Source organism: Desulfovibrio sp. 86 (assembly GCF_902702915.1).
Classification (GTDB): domain Bacteria; phylum Desulfobacterota; class Desulfovibrionia; order Desulfovibrionales; family Desulfovibrionaceae; genus Desulfovibrio.
Map to the genome: position 1 here is coordinate 2,620,001 of NZ_LR738849.1, position 22,368 is coordinate 2,642,368.

A 22,368-nucleotide genomic window follows, 5' to 3' on the forward strand; every position below is an offset into this window, starting at 1 on the left:
TATAGCCTCATGGATTGTCTACCGGAGGTAAAGCACTGACAGAGCTAGGGGTCCTACCAGATTACCAAACTCTTTCAAACTCAGAATGCCGGTCAGATGTACCATGGGAGTCAGACAGTGGGTGCTAAGGTCCATTGTCGAGAGGGTAAGAGCCCAGATCAACAGCTAAGGTCTCCAAATCTATGCTCAGTGGTTAAGGTGGTGACGTTGTAGAGACACCCAGGACGTTGGCTTAGAAGCAGCCATCGTTTAAAGAAAGCGTAATAGCTCACTGGTCTAATGACGTTGCGCCGAAAATGTAACGGGGCTAAGCATAGTACCGAAGCTTTGAATTCCGCGTATGCGGTCTGGTAGGGGAGCGTTCTTCACGGGCTGAAGGTGTGTTGTAAAGCATGCTGGACTGTGGAGAAGTGATTATGCTGACATGAGTAACGATAAAACGGGTGAAAAACCCGTTCGCCGTAAACCCAAGGTTTCCTGGGTAAAGGTAATCTTCCCAGGGTTAGTCGGTCCCTAAGGCGAGGCTGAAAGGCGTAGTTGATGGGAAACGTGTTAATATTCACGTACTTGTATGTTCGCGCGATGGAGGGACGCAGAAAGGTAGATGGTCCGGGTGTTGGATTACCCGGTGCAAGCAGGTAGGCGTGAGGTGTAGGCAAATCCGCACTTCTTTACGCTGAGACGCGAGTCCGTGACCGTAAGGTCTGAAGCCATTGAGCCTATACTGCCTAGAAAAGCTTCTAAGTATAGAACATGCAAACCGTACCGAAAACCAACTCAGGTGGGTGGGATGAATAATCCAAGGCGCTCGAGAGAACTCTGGCCAAGGAACTCGGCAAAATAACCCCGTACCTTCGGAAGAAGGGGTGCTCCTTCGGGTGAAATTGATTCACTTAATGAGCCTGAGGGAGCCGCAGTGAAATGGTGGTGGCGACTGTTTACTAAAAACATAGGTCTGTGCGAAGTCCTAAAGACGACGTATACGGACTGACGCCTGCCCGGTGCCGGAAGGTTAAAAGGAGAGGTCAGCGCAAGCGAAGCTTTGAATTGAAGCCCCGGTAAACGGCGGCCGTAACTATAACGGTCCTAAGGTAGCGAAATTCCTTGTCGGGTAAGTTCCGACCTGCACGAATGGCGTAACGATCTCCACACTGTCTCGGCCAGAGACTCGGTGAAATTGAAGTCGCGGTGAAAATGCCGTGTACCCGCAGAAAGACGGAAAGACCCTGTGCACCTTTACTATAGCTTGACATTGGGATTTGGAACTGCATGTGTAGGATAGGTGGGAGACTGTGAACCCTGTACGCTAGTATGGGGGGAGTCATTGTTGAAATACCACCCTTGTTTTTTCAGGTCCCTAACCCTCTACCGTTATCCGGTGAGGGAACAGTGTCTGGTGGGTAGTTTGACTGGGGCGGTCGCCTCCTAAAGTGTAACGGAGGCATGCAAAGGTTCCCTCAGGCTGATTGGAAACCAGCCGTCGAGTGCAAACGCATAAGGGAGCTTGACTGCAAGAGAGACATCTCGAGCAGGTACGAAAGTAGGTGTTAGTGATCCGGTGGTCCCGAATGGAAGGGCCATCGCTCATTGGATAAAAGGTACGCCGGGGATAACAGGCTGATCGCATCCAAGAGTTCACATCGACGATGCGGTTTGGCACCTCGATGTCGGCTCATCACATCCTGGGGCTGAAGCAGGTCCCAAGGGTACGGCTGTTCGCCGTTTAAAGTGGTACGCGAGCTGGGTTTAAAACGTCGTGAGACAGTTTGGTCCCTATCTTCTGTGGGCGCTGGAGAATTGAAAGGGCCTGTCCCTAGTACGAGAGGACCGGGATGGACGCACCCCTGGTGGACCTGTTGTCGTGCCAACGGCACAGCAGGGTAGCTATGTGCGGAAGGGATAACCGCTGAAAGCATCTAAGCGGGAAGCCTGCCTTAAGATAAGTTCTCCCTGGAGCAATCCCTGAAGGGCCGAGGTAGACTACCTCGTTGATAGGCTGGAGGTGGAAGCGTCGCGAGATGCGGAGCTGACCAGTACTAATAGCCCGTGCGGCTTGTTTATGAAAAAAACTCCTTCCTTCCCTGTCAATTAAATATTTGACAACTTTGTTGGTAGCCATGGAGGAGAGGGTACACCCAATCCCATTCCGAACTTGGAAGTTAAGCTCTCCATCGCCGATGATACTGCATAACGTCATGTGGGAAAGTAGGCCGCTGCCAACATCTTTTAAAAAGCCCTTCGCTGCTACAGCGCGAAGGGCTTTTTGCTGTTCTGTAGCTAGATCTTCCTTTCATTTAATGCAGCCTGATTCCTTGCCGTTTCCCATATCCTTCATTTGGGCCGCCTGCGCGGCGGGCGGCAGAAGGGGCCTGTTAGGGGCTGTGTATACTGCCCCCCATTAACAAGGCCGTCCTGTTAAGGTAGTTTTCTTCCAGCCCTGGAGGAAACATGAAACGCCGTATCTGGGACAGTAAAAGCAAAGCTCGCATCGTGCTTGAAGGATTGCAGGGGCGTTCTGTGGCAAGCCTTTGCAGTGAGTATCAAATCACTCAGAGCATGTACTACCGCTGGCGAGATACGTTTTTGGCCAATGCCGCCCAAGCCTTCGAAACCGGCACGACAAACCGCCGGGAAGAGCGCCTCACGGCAGAGAACCAAAAACTTAAGCAGGCCGTTGGCGAGTTGACGCTGGAATTAAAAAAAAACGACTGGTAAGCGACAGGCGGCGAACCGGCCAGACTCAGCTTCAGCGCGATGCCGAGCTCTTGCCGCTGATCGAAGCCCTTAAAATGGAGCATCCTTTTTGGGGCTACCGCCGCGTGTGGGCTACTCTCCGGCATAAAAACGGCATGAACGTCAACGCCAAACGTGTGGAACGCTTGATGCGTCTGCATGGCCTGGGCGTTAGGAGAGCAACCTTGCGAGCAAAGCGAACCCCCGGCGGAAGCAAGCCGCGTCCTGTTCGGCCCTGCCAGTGGTGGGGCATCGATATGACCAAGGTCATGACGGAAGGTGGCTGGGTGTATGTTGTTCTGGTAGTGGACTGGTTTTCCAAAAAGATCGTCGGCCATCATGCTGGCTACCAAAGCCGAAGTCATGAGTGGCTGCAAGCCCTGGAGATGGGCATTCAAGCGCACTTTCCCGAAGGCGTCCGAGAACAGGGCTTGAGCCTGATGAGTGATAACGGCTGCCAACCGACAGGAAAGGCTTTTGTGCGTGAATGCGCGACATTAGGCATCACACAGGCATTCACCAGCTACAACAATCCCAAAGGAAACGCGGATACTGAACGGACAATGCGCACAATTAAGGAAGAACTCTTTTGGTTGCGCGAATGGCGCAGCCTTGAGCACCTGGCCGACGAGCTTTCTGACTGGATAGAACTTTTTAACACCACGTACCTGCACTCGGCGCTTGGCTGGAAGACCCCGCAATGCGTGCATCAGCAGGCTCGTAAAAACCGGAAGGATACTCCCTTAAAGGCTGCTTGATCCATGGGGGGCATTACATGTGCCCCTCCGAGGCCCCCTCTGCACTCCCCCCGGACGCCCCCCCGAGGCTTTCCAAAACTTTACGCCCGCGAGGGCTGCGCGGCCTCTGCTGCGGGAGCTTCCTCGTTACGCTCGGCGATCTCCCTCCGCGCCGCGCAACGCCAGCGAGCGCTTTTGCCTTGAATGGGAATTCGGTAAAGACATCTCCTTGATTGCTGGCTTCCACATCCATCCAGCATGACCGGTCTTTTTTTTTGAAGAGTTTCAGCGTATTCTGTATCCAACACAGCGTACGCATTGGAGTGATTTGGATGTCCATTTTCAGACAAAAAATACATATAGCCGACCATGATATCGACAGGCAGGGCCGGGTCAACAATGTTTGCTATGTGCAGTGGATGCAGGATCTGGCCACGGCGCACACTGCCGCCAAGGGATGGGACATGGCCCGCTATGAGGAACTGGCGCAGGGCTGGGTAGTGCGGCGTCATTCTGTTGTCTACAAGCGCCCGGCTGTACTTGGTGAGAACATTGTGGCGGCCACTTGGATAGCCTCATTCGCCTCTCGCCAGTGTGTACGCCGTTACCGCTTTGTGCGGGAATCTGATGATGCCGTGCTGGTTGAGGCCGAAACGCAGTGGGTATACATCGACCTCACCAGTGGGCGGCCGGTCAGAATACCCGATGAACTCAAGGCAGTGTTTGAATGCATTGCTGACGACAATGGGGCCAAAGATTTTTTGCTGACGTAAAGCGGTTTGCCTGTGGAACCACGCATCCGCAAAACTTGCTCGCCGGGTACGATTCCTGAACTCGCATGCGCATGCGGGATCTGTTCCCAACTGTAGACCCGGAAATAATGCGAACGGCTTTTGCGGACATGCAAAAATTGGTGGGGTCGCGGCAGCGTGGCGGCAGGTGGCTTCCGCCCGCTCCTCCTTGCTCTTTGTCGCATTTCTTGCGCCTGACTTGCTGTTGCCTCACAACTGCAGCCCTATTGTTTTGCGCCAGTTGAGTTTCGTTTGGTAAATACTGTAGCTGTTTTGCTTGCTTTTGTACTATTAAGCAACGAGGATAGGTGTTCCACGCAATTTCTTTTACTTCCGAAGGTGCAGCAATGAACACTGCCTACGCGCAAAGAATTTCAAATTTAAAAGCGTCTGAAATACGCGAGCTTTTAAAGATTACCGAACAGCCTGATGTTATATCCTTTGCTGGAGGCTTGCCCGCGCCGGAGCTTTTTCCCACTGAAGCCATTAGCGACATGTGTGTTTCAGTGCTTGCGCACGACGGACAAAGAGCTTTGCAGTATGCCACCACCGAAGGATACCTTCCTTTACGTCAATGGATAGCAGGCAGAATGAACGCCACATTGGGCACTGCTTTTGGTGAAGACAATATCTTGATAACCAATGGTTCGCAGCAGGGGCTGGATCTCAGCGGCAAGGTCTTTATTGATGAAGGCGACGTCATTCTGTGCGAAAGTCCGACCTATCTTGCGGCGATTACCGCCTTCAGGGCATATGGCTGCCGTTTTGTGGAAGTGCCCACCGATGAGGACGGCATGCGCATGGATGATCTTGCCAAACTTCTTGAAACCACCACGAGGGTCAAGGGGATTTATGTGATCCCCAATTTCCAGAATCCCACAGGGCGAACCATGAGTTTGGACCGTCGCCAGCGGCTTGCCGAACTGGCCGCCCAGCACAGGGTTGTGGTTCTGGAGGACAATCCCTATGGCGAACTGCGCTTTGAAGGTGAATTTCTTCCGTCAGTGCAGTCGTTTGACAGAGAAGGCTGGGTCATTTCTTTTGGGTCGTTCTCAAAAATACTCTGTCCGGGTTTTAGAATTGGTTGGGTAGCCGGCAACAAAAACATTGTGCAAAAATACGTTCTTGTTAAGCAAGGCGTTGATCTGCAAAGCAATACTTTTGTCCAGGCCGTAATCGCTGCCTATCTGGAAAAGCATGATATTGATGCTCACATCAAGAACATTCTTGGCGTGTATAAAAACAGGCGGGATGTTCTGCTTTCTGCTCTGGGGCGTCATTTTCCTCAGGGTGTTCGCTTCACGCGGCCCGAAGGAGGGCTTTTTGCCTGGGTGACCTTGCCAAAATCAATGGATTCCCGTGGTATCCTTGATGCCTGCATACAGCGCAAAGTCGCTTTTGTACCAGGCGGGCCATTTTTTCCAAACGGCGGGCAGGAAAATACCCTGCGCCTGAACTTTTCCAATATGGAAGAAGCCCGTATTGAAGAAGGCGTTGCCATCATTGCTGATGTGCTGAACGACCACCTGGCCGACGCGCAGTAAAAGTTGCACTCCCCCGGCAGGGTGCCGGGCCACGGCACAGGCGCACAAAAAACTGGAGGGCCATATGCCATTCGTGAATATCAAGGTGACAGGCGGCAAAGAGGCTCCAACTGCGGAGCAGAAGGCAGAACTCATCAAGGGCGTGACAGATCTGCTGGTTCGCGTGCTGAACAAAAATCCTGCCACCACCGTGGTCATTATTGAAGAGGTGGACATGGACAACTGGGGTATTGGCGGGCAGAGCATCACCGAACGAAGAAAGATGGGGTAGCTGTAACGGGGGCAGTACAGGCAAGCCCCTTTGTGTTTCCGGCAAGGATGCAGGGCAGCGTCAGGACTTTCGCCGTATGGCCCCCAGGGGCGCGACAAGGACGAGCTGCCCAAAGACTTCCGCCCTCTGCATGTGCGGCATGTCTATGCAAGCATGCTCATCAGCAGCGCCAGGTTGACATTTACAGCCTCAAAAGCTGCTCATGCACGAAAGCCCTGCCATGACCTAGTAGTATAGCCATTTGCGGGATGAGGCTTTGCGCAAGGCAGCCAGCGTAATTGATACCTGCATGGATATTAGCGCGGCAGGAACGGAGCTGAAAATTCACCCCTTGACGACTTACTAAAAAATAGTAAATAAAGGGCAAAAGGGGCAGGACATGAATTGGACTGTGACCATCCTGAAGCGTGCTCGGAAGCAAATTCAGGATTTGCCGCGACCTGCATACGATGCCTTGTTTCTTTTGATCGCCGACATACAACAATCCGGCCCGGTACAGGGCCAGTGGCCTAATTATAGCAAACTTTCTGACAGTCGCCATCATTGCCATATTAAAAAGGGCAAGCCCTGTTATGTGGCCGTATGGCAGGTGACGGATAAAAAGATCAAACTGATCGAGGTGCTTTATGCTGGAACGCACGAAAAAGCCCCCTATTGAAACTGTGAACCTTTCCTTCGCGGTTCCGCCGGCGCTGGTTTCAGAGGTGCGCGCCTTCATGCGCCTGAAGGGCATTGCCGAAGAAAAAGAAGCATATTCCATTGAGGAAGTGTTCCCCTTCAGCAAGGAGGAAAGGCCCACCGTTTATCTGAGGGGGGCGCGCTATCGGGAAGATTTGACCCAAGCGCAGCTTGCGGAAGCAACGGGCATTCCCGCCCGGCATATCAGCGAAATGGAAAACGGCAAGCGCCCCATTGGCAAGAAGAACGCCCGCCTGCTGGCCGATGCCCTGAACATTGATCCCCGCCGCCTGCTGACCGTATAGCATCAACATCACATAGTAGGTCTTTTGAAAGCCTTCTCGTTTCGTCGGGAAGGCTTTTTTGCGTTCTGTCAGTGCGTGGCGGGGGGATAGCATCCATCTATCTAAAAAAACTAAAACTTCTAGTTAGTGACAGCCAGGTAAGGAATTTCATTATAGCGTGTGTAATAGGGCGACTAAAAAGAAATGGGCAAAAGTCGGGAGAAGATTTCTGCTTAGTCGGCAGGTTAAAGCAATTACGCACGTAATGCCATGCTTGAAGTTATTTTTCATTGAGGAAAGTTGCGGATCTCAATGTGTGTCAAGCCTCCCTTTGACTCGGCATGCCTTGGAAACATTGCCGAGTCCGGCGGCGAGATTCAGAAGTCCGGTCTTGTGTTTGATGATGTTTTGATTGAAGCTTTTCATGTGAATTCTCCGTGGGCATGGTGCCTGACAGCAGACAACAGGCAAAATTGTGGAGTAATTTATGGATGGAATTAGCACAATGATTGGGCTGATTGTAGGAGCTATCGCTGGGGGATGCGTGATGCACGCGCGAGGCTACACACGCGGAAGACTTGACGAAATGAGCGGGAAAGATAGGCTGGATAGCATTGCCAATGAACTGCAAGAAGTAAAATCATCAATCGAAGACCTTAAGATCGGGCAAGAAGTTCTCGATATCATGGTTAAGGAAATCAAATCAGGTTGCTAATACTGCCGCCGGACAGATGGGTGGGGCAAAGGTGTTTGCGAACCTGCTGCAGGCAGGTTAGGTCAACCCTGCCCGAGCAATGGCGGGGCGTGTGGAATTGGACGGAAAAAAATGGGGAAGAAAGAGGGGACAGAAAAAGGGTTTACAGTTATATTACTGTAAACCCTTAATTTTATTGGCGCGCCCGAGAGGAATCGAACCCCTGACCAAGAGCTTAGAAGGCTCCTGCTCTGTCCAACTGAGCTACGGGCGCGTGATCCGCATGCATTGGCATCCGGCGATATGGCGCACCACTATAGGGACAGCGCCACTGCTCGTCAATATCTTACTCTGACGACAGGCATATTCGATCTTACCCTGACGAAAGGCATATGCGGGCAGCAGGCTGGCTGCAAGCAGCGATGCTTATAGGTTCTTCAAACCCTGACTCGCGGCTTGGGCTCTCCGGCCGGACAGACCTGCTTCGTTTTTCTGCCAGCCGTGCGTTGCCAGGCTTTGTTACTTGTTGAAAACAAGCGGCTCTTCAGCCAGGGTGGCCACCATCACGGCCTTGATGGTGTGCAGGCGGTTTTCCGCCTCTTCAAAGGCCATATTGCGCGGCGATTCAAAAACCTCGTCGTTGACTTCCATGCAATCAATGCCGAACCGCTGGAAGATTTCTTCGCCAACGGCCGTGCTGCGGTTGTGGAAGCTTGGCAGGCAATGCAGAAACTTGCAGTCGTCATTGCCCGTCAGGCGCATGGTGTCGCCAGTGATGCGGTAGGGGGTGAGCAGTTCTATGCGCTCTTTCCACACGTCGTCGGGTTCGCCCATGGAGACCCATACGTCCGTTGACAGAAAGTCGCAGTCGCGAACGCCATCTTCCACGCTCTCTGTGCGGCTGATACGGGCCCCGGTTTTTTGGGCGATCTGGCAGGCTATCTCATACACCTCGTCAGAGGTCCACAGCGCCCGAGGGGCCACAGAACGAAAGTCCACGCCCAGCAGGGCAGAGCCAACCATAAGCGAATTGCCCATATTATAGCGCGCGTCGCCGAGATAGGCCATGGTCTGACGGTTCAGCGGCTTGGGGCAGCATTCGCGCATGGTCAGTACGTCCGCCAGAAGCTGTGTGGGGTGCCATTCATTGGTCAGCCCGTTCCACACCGGCACAGAAGCATGTTCGGCCAGCGCTTCAACCCTTTCCTGGCCAAAGCCGCGGTATTCGATGCCGTCATAAAAACGGGAAAGCACACGGGCGGTGTCTGCCAGCGACTCTTTTTTGCCCATCTGCGAGCCGGAAGGTCCAAGATAGGTTATGTTCGCGCCCTGGTCATACGCAGCCACTTCAAAGGAACAGCGGGTTCTGGTGGAATCTTTTTCAAACAGGATGACAATGTTTTTGTCCCGCAAAAACTTTGGCTCCCGGCGCGCTTTCTTGGCCTGCTTGAGGTTGGCCGCCAGATCCAGCAGATAGGTGAGATCTTCCGGCGTGAAGTCAGTTTCCTTCAGAAAGTCTCTTTTTTGCAGTCTGTTCATGCGCTGTTCCGCCTTTGAATGGAGTGAGGGGCCTGCCTATGGTAAAACTGGCTGGCCCTGCTGTACTGATTAAAGCCGTTTTTTTCGTGCTGCCGGTCGCGCCGTCAAAACGGCGCGGTACGTCATAGCGGCAGAAGCATGGCTATTTCGTCACAGCAGTAGAATTTGGGGCATTTGCTGCATTCGACCCAAACGCTTGGGGGCATGTCGTCCCTGTCAAATTCCTTGAAGCCGCATTTGGCGAAGAAGTCCGGCACGAGAGTAAAAACAAAGACCCTCGGCAGTGCAAGGCTGCGGCAACGCTCCACCAGCATTGACACAAGGCGCTTGCCAAAACCCTGTCCCTGGCAGGACGGATGCACCGCCACAGAGCGGATTTCGCCCAGGTCGGCCCAGAGAACGTGCACGGCGCCACAGGCCACGATGACATCGCGGCCGCCGTCCGCTGCGGGAGCTGTGGCCACCATGTAGTCCTGTATGTGCTGGTACAGGTACTGGGGGCCACGGGCCAGCATGACGTTAGCTGAAGCATACTGGTTGATAAGCGCCGACATGCCGTGCACATCCTCGACCGTAGCGGACCGGATGACCAGCTTTGAAAGGTCGCTTATGCAGACATCGGGAACAATGGGCCTATCATCAGCGCCTGAGCGCGGAATGGCGATGGGCATCTTTTTTGCCTCTGTTTCTGGGGGGTAAAGAATTGAAAACCGCCAGCCTGGGAATGCCCGGCGGCAGGCACAACCTGAAAAACGCAAGCCGTATACGGCGAAATTTTGAAACAAAGATTTTACATAGCACTATTGGTTTTCGGGCGCAAGATACTTTTGGGCTGCGGGGTACTGGCGGGGTATTGGCCAGCGGCTGTGTGTGCAGGGCGAACCGCATGGCGTAAACTGGCCGGATGGGAAGGAGGGACAAGAGCAAAGTGGGCGTGCCGTAAAACAGCACTGCATGCGCTGTTGTGACGTGCCATGCGCAAAGATGCAGACAGCCTGCGGCTGCGCCGTGAGGCAATCGGCGCGCTCAGGCGTGCATGCCTAACGGGCGACTATGCGCAGACGCAGCAGCTTGGAGCATTCTTCCATTGAAGAAAGAACATGCTCTCACGCGACACTCGTGTGCAGCGTGAGGGCATGTTAACGTATTTCAAAGTGATAATGCGCTAGTTGCAGAAATTCAGGGCATGCTCGCAGATATCTTCAGTATAAAAGCGAAAAGTGCTTTCTTCCGCAGTTTTTGCCACAAGCAGGGCGATGCTGGCTCTGTTTAGCATTTCCATAAAGGGCAGCTCTTCTTCCTCAATGGTATCTGTCGTGTAAATGCCCGCATACAGGTGAAGGGAAAAACCATTGGAGGGCTGGTGTGCGCCGCTCTCTATCTCGCTGGCGGTTTGAGCGAAGGTGGCGACCATGTTTTCATGGCCTGTAAAAGGCATAATTCCGGCAAAAGTATCGCCCGTGATGTGGCAGCAGCGGGCAAGCGGGCCACGGCAGTTTTTTTCAAGTATGCGCGCGATACGCCGCAATTCTTTGTCGCCCGCCTCGCCCCCGAGCATTTTGTTGTAAAATTTGAAATTCTTTATGTCTGCCAGCCAAATGGCAAAGATCGTTTCCGGGTTTTTTTGCAAAAGTTCCGCTGCTTCCAGTTGCAGCCGATGACTGTTGATACCGCCGGTTACAGGGTCAACAAAAGCCAGCTTGTGCAGTTGGCGGTCGCGCCACTCGGTCAGCCGGTATACGCGCCAGGCCAGGAAGAGAAAGCAGATCAGCGCCAGAATGGTGACAATGCCTCCACCATACAGCAGCAGGGGAGAGACGAGATCCAGCGCGTCCAGCGGCACCGCGCAGAAAAGAAACCAGTTGTTGTTCTGAATGGGGTCAAACGCCGCCAGGTACTGCTTGTTTTCATCATGATACAAAAAATAGTGTCTATGCCCCTGAGTCAGCTTGTTCAAAGCGTCATGCTGGTCGGCCTCATTCATATGGCCAAGGTCAAAAATGCTCTCCACGCCGCTGGCGGGGCCAAGGTCTGAGGACAGAATAAAATGCCCCTGCGCGTCAATCAGCCCCGCAAAGCCTTTGGCATTGAAAAGGGGCGTGCTGAGAATGTTTAAAAAAACTTCCGCCCTGGTCAGCCCGATCAGCACATGGCTGACGTGCTCATCACTGGGCACGGGCACCGTGCAATAGATCACCTGACCTGGGCCGAAGGGATTTTTGCGCGGAGGGGAGAGCGCCGCTCCTCCCGCGAGGGCCGTGCGAAACGAATCCTCTTCGGAAAAGTCCACGTCGTGGGCGACAACGCCCTGCGCATCAGCCACATCGCCCCGACCCGAGGGCGCGATGAGTCCGATGTGGGTAAAGTTGCTGTTGTTGCTGATTTCTTTATGCAGCGGAAGCGTTTTTTGCTGCGGCATGTAGCTGACCGTGGTGGCGAGCCCGTGAAGGGTCTGAAAATTTTGCGCCAACTGGCGTTGCAGTAGTATTCGCAACTGCGTTGTGGTTTCATACAGGTGTATTATGTTTATCTGTTCGATTTGCCTGGTCGCGTGCCGCAGCAGCATGAGGCTGCAGACAAGGAAAAGGCCGCCGACAAGAAAGGCTATGGCGTAGATGCGTTTAATCTGCTGCTTGCTTCTGTACATGCCTATCCTCTACAGAATGATATGTATATTAAATACCTTAATCTATTTATTGGCAAGAAATAAAACAGCCGTGTCAAGTTATCGCCTGATATTCTGTTTTATTCCAATCTGTTAGTGTGTTTTTTTTAAAATTGTTCGAACCTGCGTGCGGCATCTGTTCAGGCGCGCGCAGGTGAGCTGCAGCGCCTGATTGTCCCGCTTTTGGGGCCAACTGGAAGGTGTGTGCGCGGAAGCATATGTTTTTGTTTTTTATTCAGGCAGATTTCATAAGGCTTGCCGTCCAGTATAAGCTTTGTGTCCCATTTTTGCGAACTACAAAAGTTTTAAAATTTTACTGGTAGGGCACTATGCGCCTTTTTTAGCATGAATTTTAATAGGTTTTCTTATAGGTGTTTTATTCAGGCGTGTTCTGAGAAGATGCCACAGAGAGGTTGGGATATTTTTGCCGGATGATTTTCATGCCAGAAAAAATTCTGTTCTTTTCCAGCACGTTATTAAGGCTATTTACTCTTAACCATGTGGTGCGGTAAGGTACAAGCAGTGTGAGCGACATGCTGTTTGATTGTGCAAACGGTCTGCAATGAACGGATGCCTCAGTCCTGCGGCCTGGCGGATATAAGGCATGGCCCCGCCCAGGTTGCCAGAGACATTCATTTACCTCTGAGGATTATTTTATGACGCAACAGTTTACCCGCAGAAAATTTCTGCAATCGGCCTGTATCACCCTCAGTGCGCTGACGGTGAGCGCCAGCGGCCTTGACAAGGCCCTGGCTGCCGTTACTGGTGTTGGCCCCATGGCCACATGTGACATCCTTATAATCGGCTCGGGCGGTGCGGGATTGCGCGCCGCTGTGGCCGCCATGAAAAAAAATCCCAAGCTCAACGTGGTGGTGGTCAGCAAATGCATGCCCTCCCGCAATGCCACCTGTATGGCCGAAGGCGGCATCAACGGGGTTACGGATTTCAGCAAGGGCGATTCCTACGATCTGCACTGCTATGACACCGTCAAAGGCGGCGACTACCTTGTGGACCAGGATGCCACGCTCAAGTTCTGCGAGCAGGCCGGCCCCACGATCCTGGAACTGGACTACCTGGGCATGCCTTTCTCTCGCACGGAAGACGGCAGGGTAAAGGCCCGGCCGTTTGGCGGCGCGTCCAAGGTGCGCTGCAACTATTCCGCCGACAAGACGGGCCATATTGTGGCCCATGTCTGTCTGGACGAGGCCCTGACCCATGGCGTGAAGTTCCTCATGGATTACGAACTGCTGGATCTTGGCGTTGACAGCGGCCGTTGCGAAGGCGCGGTGCTGCGCAACATCCGTACCGGAGAAATCGCCCCGGTGCGCGCCAAGGCCGTGGTGCTGGCCACGGGTGGATATACCCGCATCTTCTGGAACCGCACGTCCACCCCGTACATCGCCACCGGCGACGGCGTGGCGGCGGCCCTGCGCGCAGGCGTGCCTTTCGCGGATCCGGAAATGATCCAGTTCCACCCCACGGGCGTGGTGCACGGCGGCGTGCTTATCACCGAGGCGGCGCGTGGAGAGGGCGGCTATCTGCTCAACAACAAGGGCGAGCGCTTCATGAAAAACTATGCGGCGGCCAAGATGGAACTGGCCCCGCGCGACATCGTGGCCCGCGCCATTGAAACCGAAATCCGCGAAGGCCGTGGCTATGGCCATGGGCTGGAATCCTATGTGCTGCTGGATCTCGTGCATCTGGGCAGGAACAAGATCATCAATGACCTTCCCCAGATCCGCCACGTCGGCAAGCTGTTTGAAAACATAGATCTTGTGGACAAGCCCATGATCATCCGCCCCACGGCGCACTATTCCATGGGCGGTATTGCCGTGTCCAAGTTTGACGACATGTCCACCCCCATGCCCGGCCTGTTTACCGCTGGCGAGGCTTCCTGCGTGTCCATCCACGGCGCCAACCGCCTGGGCGGCAACTCTCTGGCCGATGCGGTGGTGACAGGAAAGATCGCCGGAAACGGCGCTGCCGCCTATGCGACCACGGCTGATCAGAGTGCGGGCAAGGGCCTGGCCGATCTGACGGACCAGTGGCAGAGCCGCTTCAGGAATGTCACAAGCGGAGGCGACGCCAAGGATCTGTATGCCCTGCGCGAAGAAATGGGCGCACAGCTCTGGGACAACATGGGCATCTTCCGTACCGAGGCCAAGCTTGCCTCTCTGGCTGGCACCTTGGACGAGATGCGCGCGCGCTATGATGCCCTGCGCGTGCCCAACGCCAACCCTGTCTTCAACTCCGTGTTCACGGAATACGTGGAGCTGGGGAATATGCTGCAACTGGCCCAGGCCGCCTGCCTTGCCGCCACAGAACGCAAAGAATCCCGTGGCGCCCACACGCGCGAGGACTATCCCAAGCGTGATGACGCCAACTACCTCAAGCACAGCATGGTCACCATGGATGAGGGCGGCAAGCTGCACATGGGCTGGAAAGATGTGCAAATCACCAAATTCAAGCCTGAGGAGCGGAAATACTGATGGCTACCCTTATTATTGACCGCTTTGACGGCAAAAAACACTATGAGCAGGCCTACACCCTTGCCACCGACGATGTGGCGGGCAAGACGGTGCTCAATACCCTGTTGTTCATCAAGCAGACCCAGGACCCCACGCTGAATTTCACGGCGTCCTGTCGTTGCGCCATTTGCGGCGCGTGCGGCGTGAGGGTCAACGGCCATGCCATTCTGGCCTGCGACACCAAGATGGACGACCTCATGAAAACCTATGGCACGGATACGTTCCGCATTTCGCCCCTGGCCAATTTCAAGGTCATTTCAGACCTGGTGGTGGACTGGGAACCCGCGGTGGACAACCTGCGTAAAATCCATCCCGGCATGGTGGCCAAGTCCGAATTCTCCGAGAAGGAAGGCTGCCGCCAGACCCAGGCGGAATTTGACCGCATCAAGAAGCAGTGGGACTGCATCATCTGCGGCTGCTGTGCTTCGGAGTGCAACAAGCTCACCGCCGACAACCGCGACTATATGGAACCCTTCGTGTTCACGCACGCCTGGCGTGTGGCCAATGACTCGCGCACCAAGGATCCCCTGCTGCACGGCAAGCCTTCTGTGGCTGGCGGCCTGTGGAACTGCGTGCACTGTCAGGAATGCGCCAACCGTTGCCCCAAGGGCATCAGCTCCGCCGACGACATCGCGGCCATGCGCGCCATGGTCATGTCCAAGGGCATGACCGAGGGCGTTGGCCCCGCCCATGCCAAGTCCTTCTATACGGACCTGGTGGACGATTCCGGCAGGCTTAATGAAGTGCGGCTTGCCCTGCGCACCGAGGGCGTCAGCACCCTGAGCAGAGCGGGCATGGCCATCACCCTGCTGCGGCAGGGCAAGATGAATCCGCTGGAAGTGTTCGGCGGCGAAACCATTGAGGGGCACGATGCCCTTGTGAAGATGATTGAGGCGGCGCACGCCGCTGCGAAGGAGTAACCGTATGCAGACCGAATATGCCTTTTTTCCCGGCTGCGTGCTGACTCAGGCCGCCAAGGAATCCAAGATGGCCCTTGAAGCTGTGGCCCCTGTCCTGGGCATCACGCTCAAGGAGATCCCCGGCTGGAGCTGTTGTGGCGCTTCGCAGGCTCAGGACGTGGACCACGTGGCAACCCTGGTGGCCAACGCGCGCAACCTGGCGCTGGCCGAACAGATGGGGCTGCCCATACTCACATCGTGCAGCACCTGTCTGCTCATGTTGCGCCGCGCCAAGGCGGAACTGGACGGCGGGCAGAAAGACCGCATCAATACCTTTCTGGCCAAGGGCAACATGGCCTACAAAGGCACCAGCGATGTGACCAGCCTGCTTTGGGTGCTGGCCCAGAATGCCGACGTGCTCAAGTCCAAGGTCGTCAAACCGCTCACAGGGCTTAAAGTGGCGGCGTTCTATGGCTGCCACAGCCTGCGGCCGGAATCGGCCCTCGGCTTCGAAAGCTCCGTGAATCCCTCAAGCTTTGAAACCATTGTCAGCGCCGTGGGCGCACAGACCGCGCCCTTTGCCAAGCGGCTGGACTGCTGCGGTTTTCATGCCGTCTACCCGGCGGAAAAATCCGTCATGCACATGACCAGCGAAATCGTCAACGACGCCGCTGCCGGCGGCGCAAACTGCATTGTCACCCCTTGTCCCCTCTGCCAGATGCAGCTGGACATCTATCAGGACAACGCACAGGAAATAAGCAAGTCCAAGGCTCGCGTGCCCGTGCTGCACCTTTCGCAGTTTGTGGGCCTGGCCCTTGGCATCCCCGGCAAGCAGCTGGGGCTTGATTACAACGTCATTGACGCCACCAAGCTCGGCTAAGGAAACGCTGATGTATTTCCTTTGGCGGCATTGCTTCATTTTTTTGAAACAGTGGAGGACGGAAGAGTCCACTGCCTGCTTCAAAATAAGATCGCGCCTTGCCAAAGGAAATACCAGCGCGTTTCCAGGAGGCTCTTTAATCAGTGCTTCCCTGACACCTTAGAGTTGACGGCGTTTTTAGAGCAGTTGACTCATGAAATGAGTTAACTGTTCTGCAAGGATTTTTCTGAAAATCCTTGCCACGAAATGCGAGTAGGCAGGCTTTTGCCTGCCGCACGCGAGCATTTCAGGTGTAAATGGTCTAGAGCCGCAATGTCAGGCGGTCCTTTTCATCCGGCAAGCGCGGCAATACCCGCTTCCGGCATGAAAAGGGCCGCCTTTGTGTTTTAACGCAAAAGGGGTACATGAGTGGCAGGTTTAGGGTCTGAATGGGGTGGGCGTCACGTTGCAGTGCTTTGTGGGGGAGGAGACCCTTTTGAAAAGAGTCTCCTCCCCCACGCCCCCACCCCTGAAACTTTTATGGTATTTTAGTATATTATAACGCTGGTTCCAATTTAAATGGGGATGTTGCAGACAGTCCCTTGCAGACAGCCGGAATCTCAACGTGTATCAGCTCCCTTCCGGCGCAAGGCGCATGCGCCGGAAGGACAGTGCACAGAACGTAAAAAATCAGACCGAAGCGCTGTACTTTCGTTCACTGCACAGATGAAACTGGCGGCGTGAGCATTTTTTTTCTGAACTGTGTCATGCTGCATCACTCTGTTAGGGCAACTGTTGCACGTAGGGCTGGACTGTACTTATTGTCACATGAACCGCCAGGATAGAGTTTGCGCGAAATGCCATTTGCACGACACTATGACCACAAAGTAACTTTTGAGGCAGGGCGGGAAAAGAAGCGCAGAGGGGAGCAGTGCAGGACGCGCTGTTTTGAAAGCAAAAAAAAGCAAGGCGTATTAAGCGAAGGGCAAGTAACGACACGAAATTTTTATGGACTGTTTAATCAATGAATGAAGAAATTTTCTTTCTTATTGACGCAAAATGCCAGTTCGTTTAACTCTAGAAAACGTGAAATGTATTGGGAAGGAAGGAGGAAGAACATTAGTTTTATGTTGTGAGAAACGATTTTAGGGTGAATATTTTCACAACTCGCAATGTAGTGGGGCAAAAATTATGAATACACTTGTTTTTTGCTGTGTGGCGCTGCCTTTCATTGTAGCGCTTGTACTCTATTTCACACAGCTTGACCGCACCCGCAAGCTTCTCGTGCCTGCAGCGGTTGCGGTAATGGCGCTGGCAGCCGTGATCATGGGATCTTACGGCACGTTCCGCCTGGAGGCGGAATCATTCTGCGGCATACCGCTGGACAGCCTGTTCAGCCTGCTTGATCTGTTGTTGCTGCTCTATATTCTGGGACTGGGCTGGAAACTCGGCAGCAGAACGGTCATGGGCATGACGGCGCTGCAACTGGTGGGCCTGCTCTATCTGAAGTTCGTTCTCGCGGACGGAGCAGCCCCCATCACGGCTTTTGCGCCTGATGGCCTTTCGCTTATCATGGTTATCATCATCTCCGTCGTGGGTGGTCTTATCACCATTTACGGCCTGGGCTATATGGATATTCATGAAGAACATCTGCATTTGCGCGTATCGCGCAAACCCCGTTTTTTCGCCATTATATTCTGTTTTCTTGGGGCCATGAATGGCCTGGTACTTTCCAACAATCTTTCGTGGATGTTCTTTTTCTGGGAAGTAACGACGCTCTGTTCCTATTTGCTTATCAGTCATGATCAGACGCAAGAAGCCAATGCCAATGCTTATCGCGCCTTGTGGATGAACGTTCTTGGTGGCCTCGCCTTTGTTTCGGCCATGCTTTTTGTCCAGAAGAGCCTCGGCACGCTGTCCACTGAAATCGTCCTGCAAAAAATGACGGCCATGGATGTAAAGAGCACGGCCATGCTGCTGCCTTTCGCCTTTTTCTGTCTGGCAGCCTTTACAAAGTCGGCCCAGGTGCCGTTTGAAAGCTGGCTGTGCGGAGCCATGGTGGCTCCCACTCCGGTTTCGGCCCTGCTGCACTCCGCCACCATGGTCAAGGCTGGCACCTATCTTTTGCTGCGCATGGCCCCGGCCTTTGCAGATACCACCATGTCCACCATTGTGGCGCTGTTCGGCGCATTCACCTTTGTGGGCACCTGCATTCTCGCGGTCAGTCAGAGTAACGCCAAAAAGATTCTGGCCTATTCCACCATCGCCAACCTTGGCCTGATTATCGCCTGTGTGGGCATAAACACCGCAGCGTCCATGATGGCGGCCACAACCATCATTATCTACCACTCCGTGTCCAAAGGCCTGCTCTTCATGTGCGTGGGCGCCATTGAACAGCGCATCGGTTCGCGCGATATCGAAGACATGCGCGGTCTGTACAGCAAGATGCCCCGCACGGCCATTATTACGGCCATTGGCATCTTTACAATGATGCTGCCGCCCTTCGGCATGCTCATAGGCAAGTGGATGGCCATTGAGGCCATCGCGCGCGCTACCCAGGCCATGACGCCCATCATCTTCTTCATTGCGCTGGGGTCGGCCTTCACGGTGCTGTTCTGGGCACGCTGGGCCGGCATTCTGGTTTCTTCGGCCAATCTGCACGAACGGCCGGTGCACGGTAATCCCAAGGCTTCGGTCATGTTCGCGCTGCGTTCGCTCTGCGGCCTTGCCATCGTGTTCTCCTTCTTTTCCCCGATGGTGCTGAAGACCTTTGTGGAACCTTCCGTTGCTGGCGTGTACGCCCGTTTCGGCCTCAAGCCCGAAGGCTTCATCCCCGGCGCGTCGCTCACGGGCGGTGCGGGGTATTTCTGGATATATATGCTCTTCATCCTGCTGGGCCTCGGAGCCTGGCTCGCCTGGCGGGTTGCCAGAAAGGTGCCCAACGGGGCGCACACGCAACCGTACTTCTCCGGCCTGACGCAGGAGCAGGCAGGGCAGATAGGCTTCAAGGGGCCCATGAACGCCTTTGAACCCGTGCGCCTGTCCAACTTCTATCTGTCTCAGTACTTTGGCGAAGGCACCATCACAAGGGCCATTGATATTATTTCCACGGCCTTTCTCATCGTCCTGGTAGGAGGTCTGCTCTGATGCTGTCCATCCTCAGTGCTATCGGCGGATTGATCTTGTCGCCCCTGGTAGGGGGGCTGCTGACCGGGGTGGACCGTCGCGTCACGGCGCGCCTGCAATCGCGTCTTGGGCCGCCTCTGCTTCAGCCTTTTTATGATGTGCTCAAACTGTTCGGCAAAGAAGCCTACGTCACCAACGCGTGGCTGGTTTTCAGCGCCTATATGACGCTTATTTCCTCGGCTCTGGCCCTGCTCATCTTCTTTATGGGCGGCGACCTGCTGTTGTTGTTCTTCGTGCTCACGGTGGGCGCGGTCTTTCAGGTGGTGGGCGCGCTGTGCGTGCCCTCGCCGTACAGCAACATTGGCGCACAGCGCGAACTTTTGCTCATGCTGGCCTATGAGCCCATTCTCATTCTGGTGTTTGTGGGCTTTGCCATGTGCACGGGTTCCTTCTCAATTGAAGCCGTCTTTGCGCAGGATCAGCCCCTGCTGCTCAAGATGCCCTTGCTGTTCCTGGCTCTCGGCTATGCCCTGACCATCAAGCTGCGCAAGTCGCCCTTTGATATCTCGGCCAGCCATCACGGCCATCAGGAACTGGTCAAGGGCGTGCAGACCGAATATTCGGGGCCGTTCCTGGGCATCATTGAAGTGGCCCACTGGCTTGACCTGATACTCATTCTCGGGCTTTGCGCCATGTTCTGGCATACCAGCGTCATTGGCATGGCCACGCTGGTGGTCGCCTCGCTGTTCACGGAAATTCTCATCGATAACGTCACGGCCCGGCTCACCTGGCAGTGGATGGTGCAGAAGAAGTCTCTGCTGCTCGGCATGGGATTGGCCCTGGTTAATCTGTTATGGCTGTATGTGGCGTAAGGAGGCAGGCATATGGGTTTTGTAGATAAGATGATAAAGCAGAGCCGTCTGAAGTCTCCCTGGATAGTCCACTTCGACTGCGGCTCCTGCAATGGTTGCGATATTGAAGTTCTGGCCTGCCTCACGCCCATTTATGACGTGGAGCGCTTTGGCGTGGTCAATGCGGGCAACCCCAAGCATGCTGACGTTCTGCTGGTCACCGGCACGGTCAACCACCGCAACCGTCACGTGCTCAAGCAGATATATGACCAGATGCCTTCACCCAAGGCCGTGGTTTCCATAGGCGCGTGCAACCTTTCCGGCGGCGTCTTCAAGGACACCTACAACGTGCTTAACGGCGCGTACAACATCATCCCCGTGGATGTCTTTGTGCCGGGCTGCCCGCCCAAGCCCGAAGCCATCATTGACGGCGTGGTGGAAGCGCTGGCAGTGCTCAAGGCCAAGATGGGCATGGGGCCCATGCCCGAAGCGACCTTCATGCCTGGTGACGAAGACGGAACGCCCGCTGGCGCGCGAGATGAACAAGCGCCCGTTGCCGAAGGCGACAAGTCACAGCAAAACGCGGGTTAGCCCGGAGAGGATGCAATCATGTTTTTTGAAGCCAAAGACGTGACGCCCGAGACGCTGCTTGCTGAAGTGCAGCGCCTGGCCAACGCCAAATGTCGTTTTGTCACCATGTCGCAGACGGTTGTTGACGAGAACACCCTGCGGCTGTTCTATCACTTTGACGAAAACCTCACCATGTCCGACCTGCGCCACAATGCGGAACTGTGCATGTGGGCGCCCACGGACGCCAAGGGCATGGTGCATCTGCGTATGGACGTGAACAAGGACGCGCCCATCCCGAGCATCAGTTCCATATACTTTTGCGCGGTGCTCATTGAAAACGAGACTCAGGACCAGTTTGGCGTGCGTTTTGCGGGCCTGCCCCTGGACTACCAGGGCGGCATGTATCTGGAAGGCGAAGTGACCCACGCCCCGTATTTCACTATGACCACCGTCCGGCGTCCCGCCGCGGCTGCCAAGGATGACGCCAAGGCAGAATCCGCCAAAGGAGATCAGGCATGAGCAACCGCACCACAGTGATTCCTTTCGGGCCGCAGCATCCTGTGCTGCCCGAACCTCTGCACATCAAGTTTGTGGTGGAGGACGAAACCGTTGTGGGGGCCATTCCCCAGCTCGGCTTCGTGCACCGCGGCCTGGAAAGCCTCGTGCGCACCAAGGACTATAACCAGATGGTTTTTGTGGTGGAGCGTATTTGCGGCATCTGTTCCTGCATCCACGCCAACTGCTACTGCAACGCCATTGAAGACATGATGGGCATCACGGCGCCGCCGCGCGCCCAGTTTTTGCGGGTCATCTGGTCGGAACTGCACCGCATCCATTCGCATCTCTTGTGGCTGGGCCTTTTTGCGGACTCCTTCGGCTTTGAAAGCGTGTTCCAGCAGTTCTGGCGCATCCGCGAGCATGTCATGGATATTTGCGAGGCCACGGCGGGCAACCGCGTGATCCTGTCGGTCAACGTGGTGGGCGGCGTGCGCCGCGACCTCGCCCCCGACCAGATCCGCTGGATGCTTGGCCGCCTGGACGAACTGCAAAAGGGCATGCGCGAACTCACCAGCACCATGCTGGATGACTATACCGTGCAGGAACGCACACGCGGCATAGGCTACCTCAGCAAGGAAGACGCCCGCCTGCTGGGCGCTGCCGGCCCCACCCTGCGCGGCAGCGGATGGGAAATCGACGAACGCATGCACGGCTACGCAGCTTACAGCGACCTCAACTTCATCCCTGTGGTGGAAAACGACGGCGACTGCTACGCACGTTCCAAGGTGCGCTTCTATGAAGTGCTGCACGCAATGGATCTTATCCGCGAAGCACTGAACCGCCTGCCGGAGAGCGAGCTTACCGTCAAGGTGCCCGGCAATCCTGATGGTGAATCCGTCTTCCGCGTGGAACAGCCCAGAGGCGAACTGTTCTACTACATTCGCGCCAACGGCACCAAGTATCTGGAACGCATGCGGGTGCGTACGCCAACATTCGCCAACGTCCCGCCCCTGTTGCACATGTTGCCGGGCTGCAAACTGCCCGACGTGCCGGTCATAGTGCTCAGCATAGACCCGTGCATCTCCTGCACAGAGAGGTAGC

General features: G+C 55.0%; 18 protein-coding genes, 1 tRNA gene, 2 rRNA genes and 1 pseudogene (1 of these 22 running past the window's edge). 18 read left to right on the top strand and 4 right to left on the bottom strand.

Features of this window, described 5'->3' with window-relative positions; all coding sequences use genetic code 11:
* The 10 genes from DESU86_RS10720 to DESU86_RS10765 all read left to right on the top strand — a co-directional run.
* Positions 1-2,061 (top strand): 23S ribosomal RNA (locus tag DESU86_RS10720) (it extends 872 nt beyond the left edge of the window).
* A gap of 46 nt (positions 2,062-2,107) precedes the next feature.
* Positions 2,108-2,222: ribosomal RNA gene (gene rrf / locus DESU86_RS10725) — 5S ribosomal RNA — on the top strand.
* Between the two features lie 226 nt (positions 2,223-2,448).
* Entirely contained in the window at positions 2,449-2,715 is a 267-nt protein-coding gene (locus DESU86_RS10730) for a transposase (RefSeq protein ID WP_179979275.1), read from the top strand.
* Positions 2,709-3,491: an IS3 family transposase gene (locus tag DESU86_RS10735; RefSeq protein WP_232088390.1), complete on the top strand. Its 783-nt coding sequence runs from the start codon at positions 2,709-2,711 to the stop codon at positions 3,489-3,491. Before DESU86_RS10730 ends, DESU86_RS10735 begins: the two co-directional genes overlap by 7 nt.
* A 311-nt stretch (positions 3,492-3,802) precedes the next feature.
* Complete coding sequence (locus DESU86_RS10740; protein WP_179981033.1) at positions 3,803-4,243, top strand: acyl-CoA thioesterase; 441 nt, start codon at positions 3,803-3,805, stop codon at positions 4,241-4,243.
* A 512-nt stretch (positions 4,244-4,755) separates the two neighbouring features.
* Positions 4,756-5,805 (top strand): aminotransferase-like domain-containing protein, encoded by a 1,050-nt coding sequence (locus tag DESU86_RS10745; RefSeq protein ID WP_232088424.1) that lies wholly within the window; start codon positions 4,756-4,758, stop codon positions 5,803-5,805.
* A 64-nt stretch (positions 5,806-5,869) separates the two neighbouring features.
* Positions 5,870-6,076, top strand: coding sequence for a tautomerase family protein (locus DESU86_RS10750; protein WP_179981035.1), 207 nt, complete (start codon positions 5,870-5,872; stop codon positions 6,074-6,076).
* Positions 6,077-6,455: 379 nt separating this feature from the next.
* On the top strand, positions 6,456-6,734 hold the full coding sequence (locus DESU86_RS10755; RefSeq protein ID WP_179981036.1) for a type II toxin-antitoxin system RelE family toxin: 279 nt from the start codon (positions 6,456-6,458) through the stop codon (positions 6,732-6,734).
* On the top strand, positions 6,703-7,059 hold the full coding sequence (locus DESU86_RS10760; protein ID WP_179981037.1) for a helix-turn-helix domain-containing protein: 357 nt from the start codon (positions 6,703-6,705) through the stop codon (positions 7,057-7,059). Before DESU86_RS10755 ends, DESU86_RS10760 begins: the two co-directional genes overlap by 32 nt.
* A 466-nt stretch (positions 7,060-7,525) precedes the next feature.
* Positions 7,526-7,753, top strand: a complete 228-nt coding sequence (locus DESU86_RS10765) for a hypothetical protein (RefSeq protein ID WP_179981038.1) — start codon at positions 7,526-7,528, stop codon at positions 7,751-7,753.
* Positions 7,754-7,929: 176 nt separating this feature from the next.
* Here DESU86_RS10765 and DESU86_RS10770 read toward each other — a convergent pair.
* From DESU86_RS10770 to DESU86_RS10785, 4 genes are all read right to left on the bottom strand, one after another.
* A tRNA-Arg gene (locus DESU86_RS10770) sits at positions 7,930-8,006 on the bottom strand.
* 245 nt (positions 8,007-8,251) lie between these two features.
* Entirely contained in the window at positions 8,252-9,271 is a 1,020-nt protein-coding gene (gene argF / locus DESU86_RS10775) for an ornithine carbamoyltransferase (protein ID WP_179981039.1), read from the bottom strand.
* 122 nt (positions 9,272-9,393) lie between these two features.
* The gene (locus DESU86_RS10780) at positions 9,394-9,942 is read right to left on the bottom strand and encodes an N-acetyltransferase (RefSeq protein WP_179981040.1); all 549 of its coding nucleotides are present in this window, start codon (positions 9,940-9,942) and stop codon (positions 9,394-9,396) included.
* 494 nt (positions 9,943-10,436) lie between these two features.
* Positions 10,437-11,918, bottom strand: a complete 1,482-nt coding sequence (locus DESU86_RS10785) for a sensor domain-containing diguanylate cyclase (RefSeq protein ID WP_179981041.1) — start codon at positions 11,916-11,918, stop codon at positions 10,437-10,439.
* A 674-nt stretch (positions 11,919-12,592) separates the two neighbouring features.
* Between DESU86_RS10785 and sdhA the strand changes: the two genes are divergently transcribed.
* The 8 genes and pseudogenes from sdhA to DESU86_RS10825 all read left to right on the top strand — a co-directional run bounded on the left by sdhA (position 12,593) and on the right by DESU86_RS10825 (position 22,367).
* Entirely contained in the window at positions 12,593-14,425 is a 1,833-nt protein-coding gene (gene sdhA, locus DESU86_RS10790) for an 8-methylmenaquinol:fumarate reductase flavoprotein subunit (RefSeq protein WP_179981042.1), read from the top strand.
* The gene (gene sdhB, locus DESU86_RS10795; RefSeq protein ID WP_179981043.1) at positions 14,425-15,384 is read left to right on the top strand and encodes an 8-methylmenaquinol:fumarate reductase iron-sulfur subunit; all 960 of its coding nucleotides are present in this window, start codon (positions 14,425-14,427) and stop codon (positions 15,382-15,384) included. Before sdhA ends, sdhB begins: the two co-directional genes overlap by 1 nt.
* Before the next feature lie 4 nt (positions 15,385-15,388).
* Entirely contained in the window at positions 15,389-16,243 is an 855-nt protein-coding gene (gene sdhE, locus DESU86_RS10800) for an 8-methylmenaquinol:fumarate reductase membrane anchor subunit (RefSeq protein ID WP_179981044.1), read from the top strand.
* A 1,170-nt stretch (positions 16,244-17,413) separates the two neighbouring features.
* A complete protein-coding gene (locus DESU86_RS10805) occupies positions 17,414-19,369 on the top strand; it encodes an NADH-quinone oxidoreductase subunit 5 family protein (protein ID WP_179981045.1) in 1,956 nt (651 codons plus the stop codon).
* On the top strand, positions 19,369-20,220 hold the full coding sequence (locus DESU86_RS10810; RefSeq protein WP_179981046.1) for a respiratory chain complex I subunit 1 family protein: 852 nt from the start codon (positions 19,369-19,371) through the stop codon (positions 20,218-20,220). Before DESU86_RS10805 ends, DESU86_RS10810 begins: the two co-directional genes overlap by 1 nt.
* A gap of 12 nt (positions 20,221-20,232) precedes the next feature.
* Positions 20,233-20,673: pseudogene (locus DESU86_RS10815) on the top strand (NADH-quinone oxidoreductase subunit B family protein); the annotation flags it as partial.
* 135 nt (positions 20,674-20,808) lie between these two features.
* Positions 20,809-21,288, top strand: coding sequence for an NADH-quinone oxidoreductase subunit C (locus DESU86_RS10820; RefSeq protein ID WP_179981048.1), 480 nt, complete (start codon positions 20,809-20,811; stop codon positions 21,286-21,288).
* Positions 21,285-22,367: a hydrogenase large subunit gene (locus DESU86_RS10825; protein WP_179981049.1), complete on the top strand. Its 1,083-nt coding sequence runs from the start codon at positions 21,285-21,287 to the stop codon at positions 22,365-22,367. Before DESU86_RS10820 ends, DESU86_RS10825 begins: the two co-directional genes overlap by 4 nt.
* Position 22,368 lies beyond the last annotated feature (1 nt).

Coding starts and splice junctions, on each gene's coding strand:
- DESU86_RS10730 (WP_179979275.1), top strand. CDS start 2,449: ATGAAACGCCGTATCTGGGACAGTAAAAGCAAAGCTCGCATCGTGCTT.
- DESU86_RS10740 (WP_179981033.1), top strand. CDS start 3,803: ATGTCCATTTTCAGACAAAAAATACATATAGCCGACCATGATATCGAC.
- DESU86_RS10745 (WP_232088424.1), top strand. CDS start 4,756: ATGTGTGTTTCAGTGCTTGCGCACGACGGACAAAGAGCTTTGCAGTAT.
- DESU86_RS10750 (WP_179981035.1), top strand. CDS start 5,870: ATGCCATTCGTGAATATCAAGGTGACAGGCGGCAAAGAGGCTCCAACT.
- DESU86_RS10755 (WP_179981036.1), top strand. CDS start 6,456: ATGAATTGGACTGTGACCATCCTGAAGCGTGCTCGGAAGCAAATTCAG.
- DESU86_RS10760 (WP_179981037.1), top strand. CDS start 6,703: ATGCTGGAACGCACGAAAAAGCCCCCTATTGAAACTGTGAACCTTTCC.
- DESU86_RS10765 (WP_179981038.1), top strand. CDS start 7,526: ATGGATGGAATTAGCACAATGATTGGGCTGATTGTAGGAGCTATCGCT.
- argF (WP_179981039.1), bottom strand. CDS start 9,271: ATGAACAGACTGCAAAAAAGAGACTTTCTGAAGGAAACTGACTTCACG.
- DESU86_RS10780 (WP_179981040.1), bottom strand. CDS start 9,942: ATGCCCATCGCCATTCCGCGCTCAGGCGCTGATGATAGGCCCATTGTT.
- DESU86_RS10785 (WP_179981041.1), bottom strand. CDS start 11,918: ATGTACAGAAGCAAGCAGCAGATTAAACGCATCTACGCCATAGCCTTT.
- sdhA (WP_179981042.1), top strand. CDS start 12,593: ATGACGCAACAGTTTACCCGCAGAAAATTTCTGCAATCGGCCTGTATC.
- sdhB (WP_179981043.1), top strand. CDS start 14,425: ATGGCTACCCTTATTATTGACCGCTTTGACGGCAAAAAACACTATGAG.
- sdhE (WP_179981044.1), top strand. CDS start 15,389: ATGCAGACCGAATATGCCTTTTTTCCCGGCTGCGTGCTGACTCAGGCC.
- DESU86_RS10805 (WP_179981045.1), top strand. CDS start 17,414: ATGAATACACTTGTTTTTTGCTGTGTGGCGCTGCCTTTCATTGTAGCG.
- DESU86_RS10810 (WP_179981046.1), top strand. CDS start 19,369: ATGCTGTCCATCCTCAGTGCTATCGGCGGATTGATCTTGTCGCCCCTG.
- DESU86_RS10820 (WP_179981048.1), top strand. CDS start 20,809: ATGTTTTTTGAAGCCAAAGACGTGACGCCCGAGACGCTGCTTGCTGAA.
- DESU86_RS10825 (WP_179981049.1), top strand. CDS start 21,285: ATGAGCAACCGCACCACAGTGATTCCTTTCGGGCCGCAGCATCCTGTG.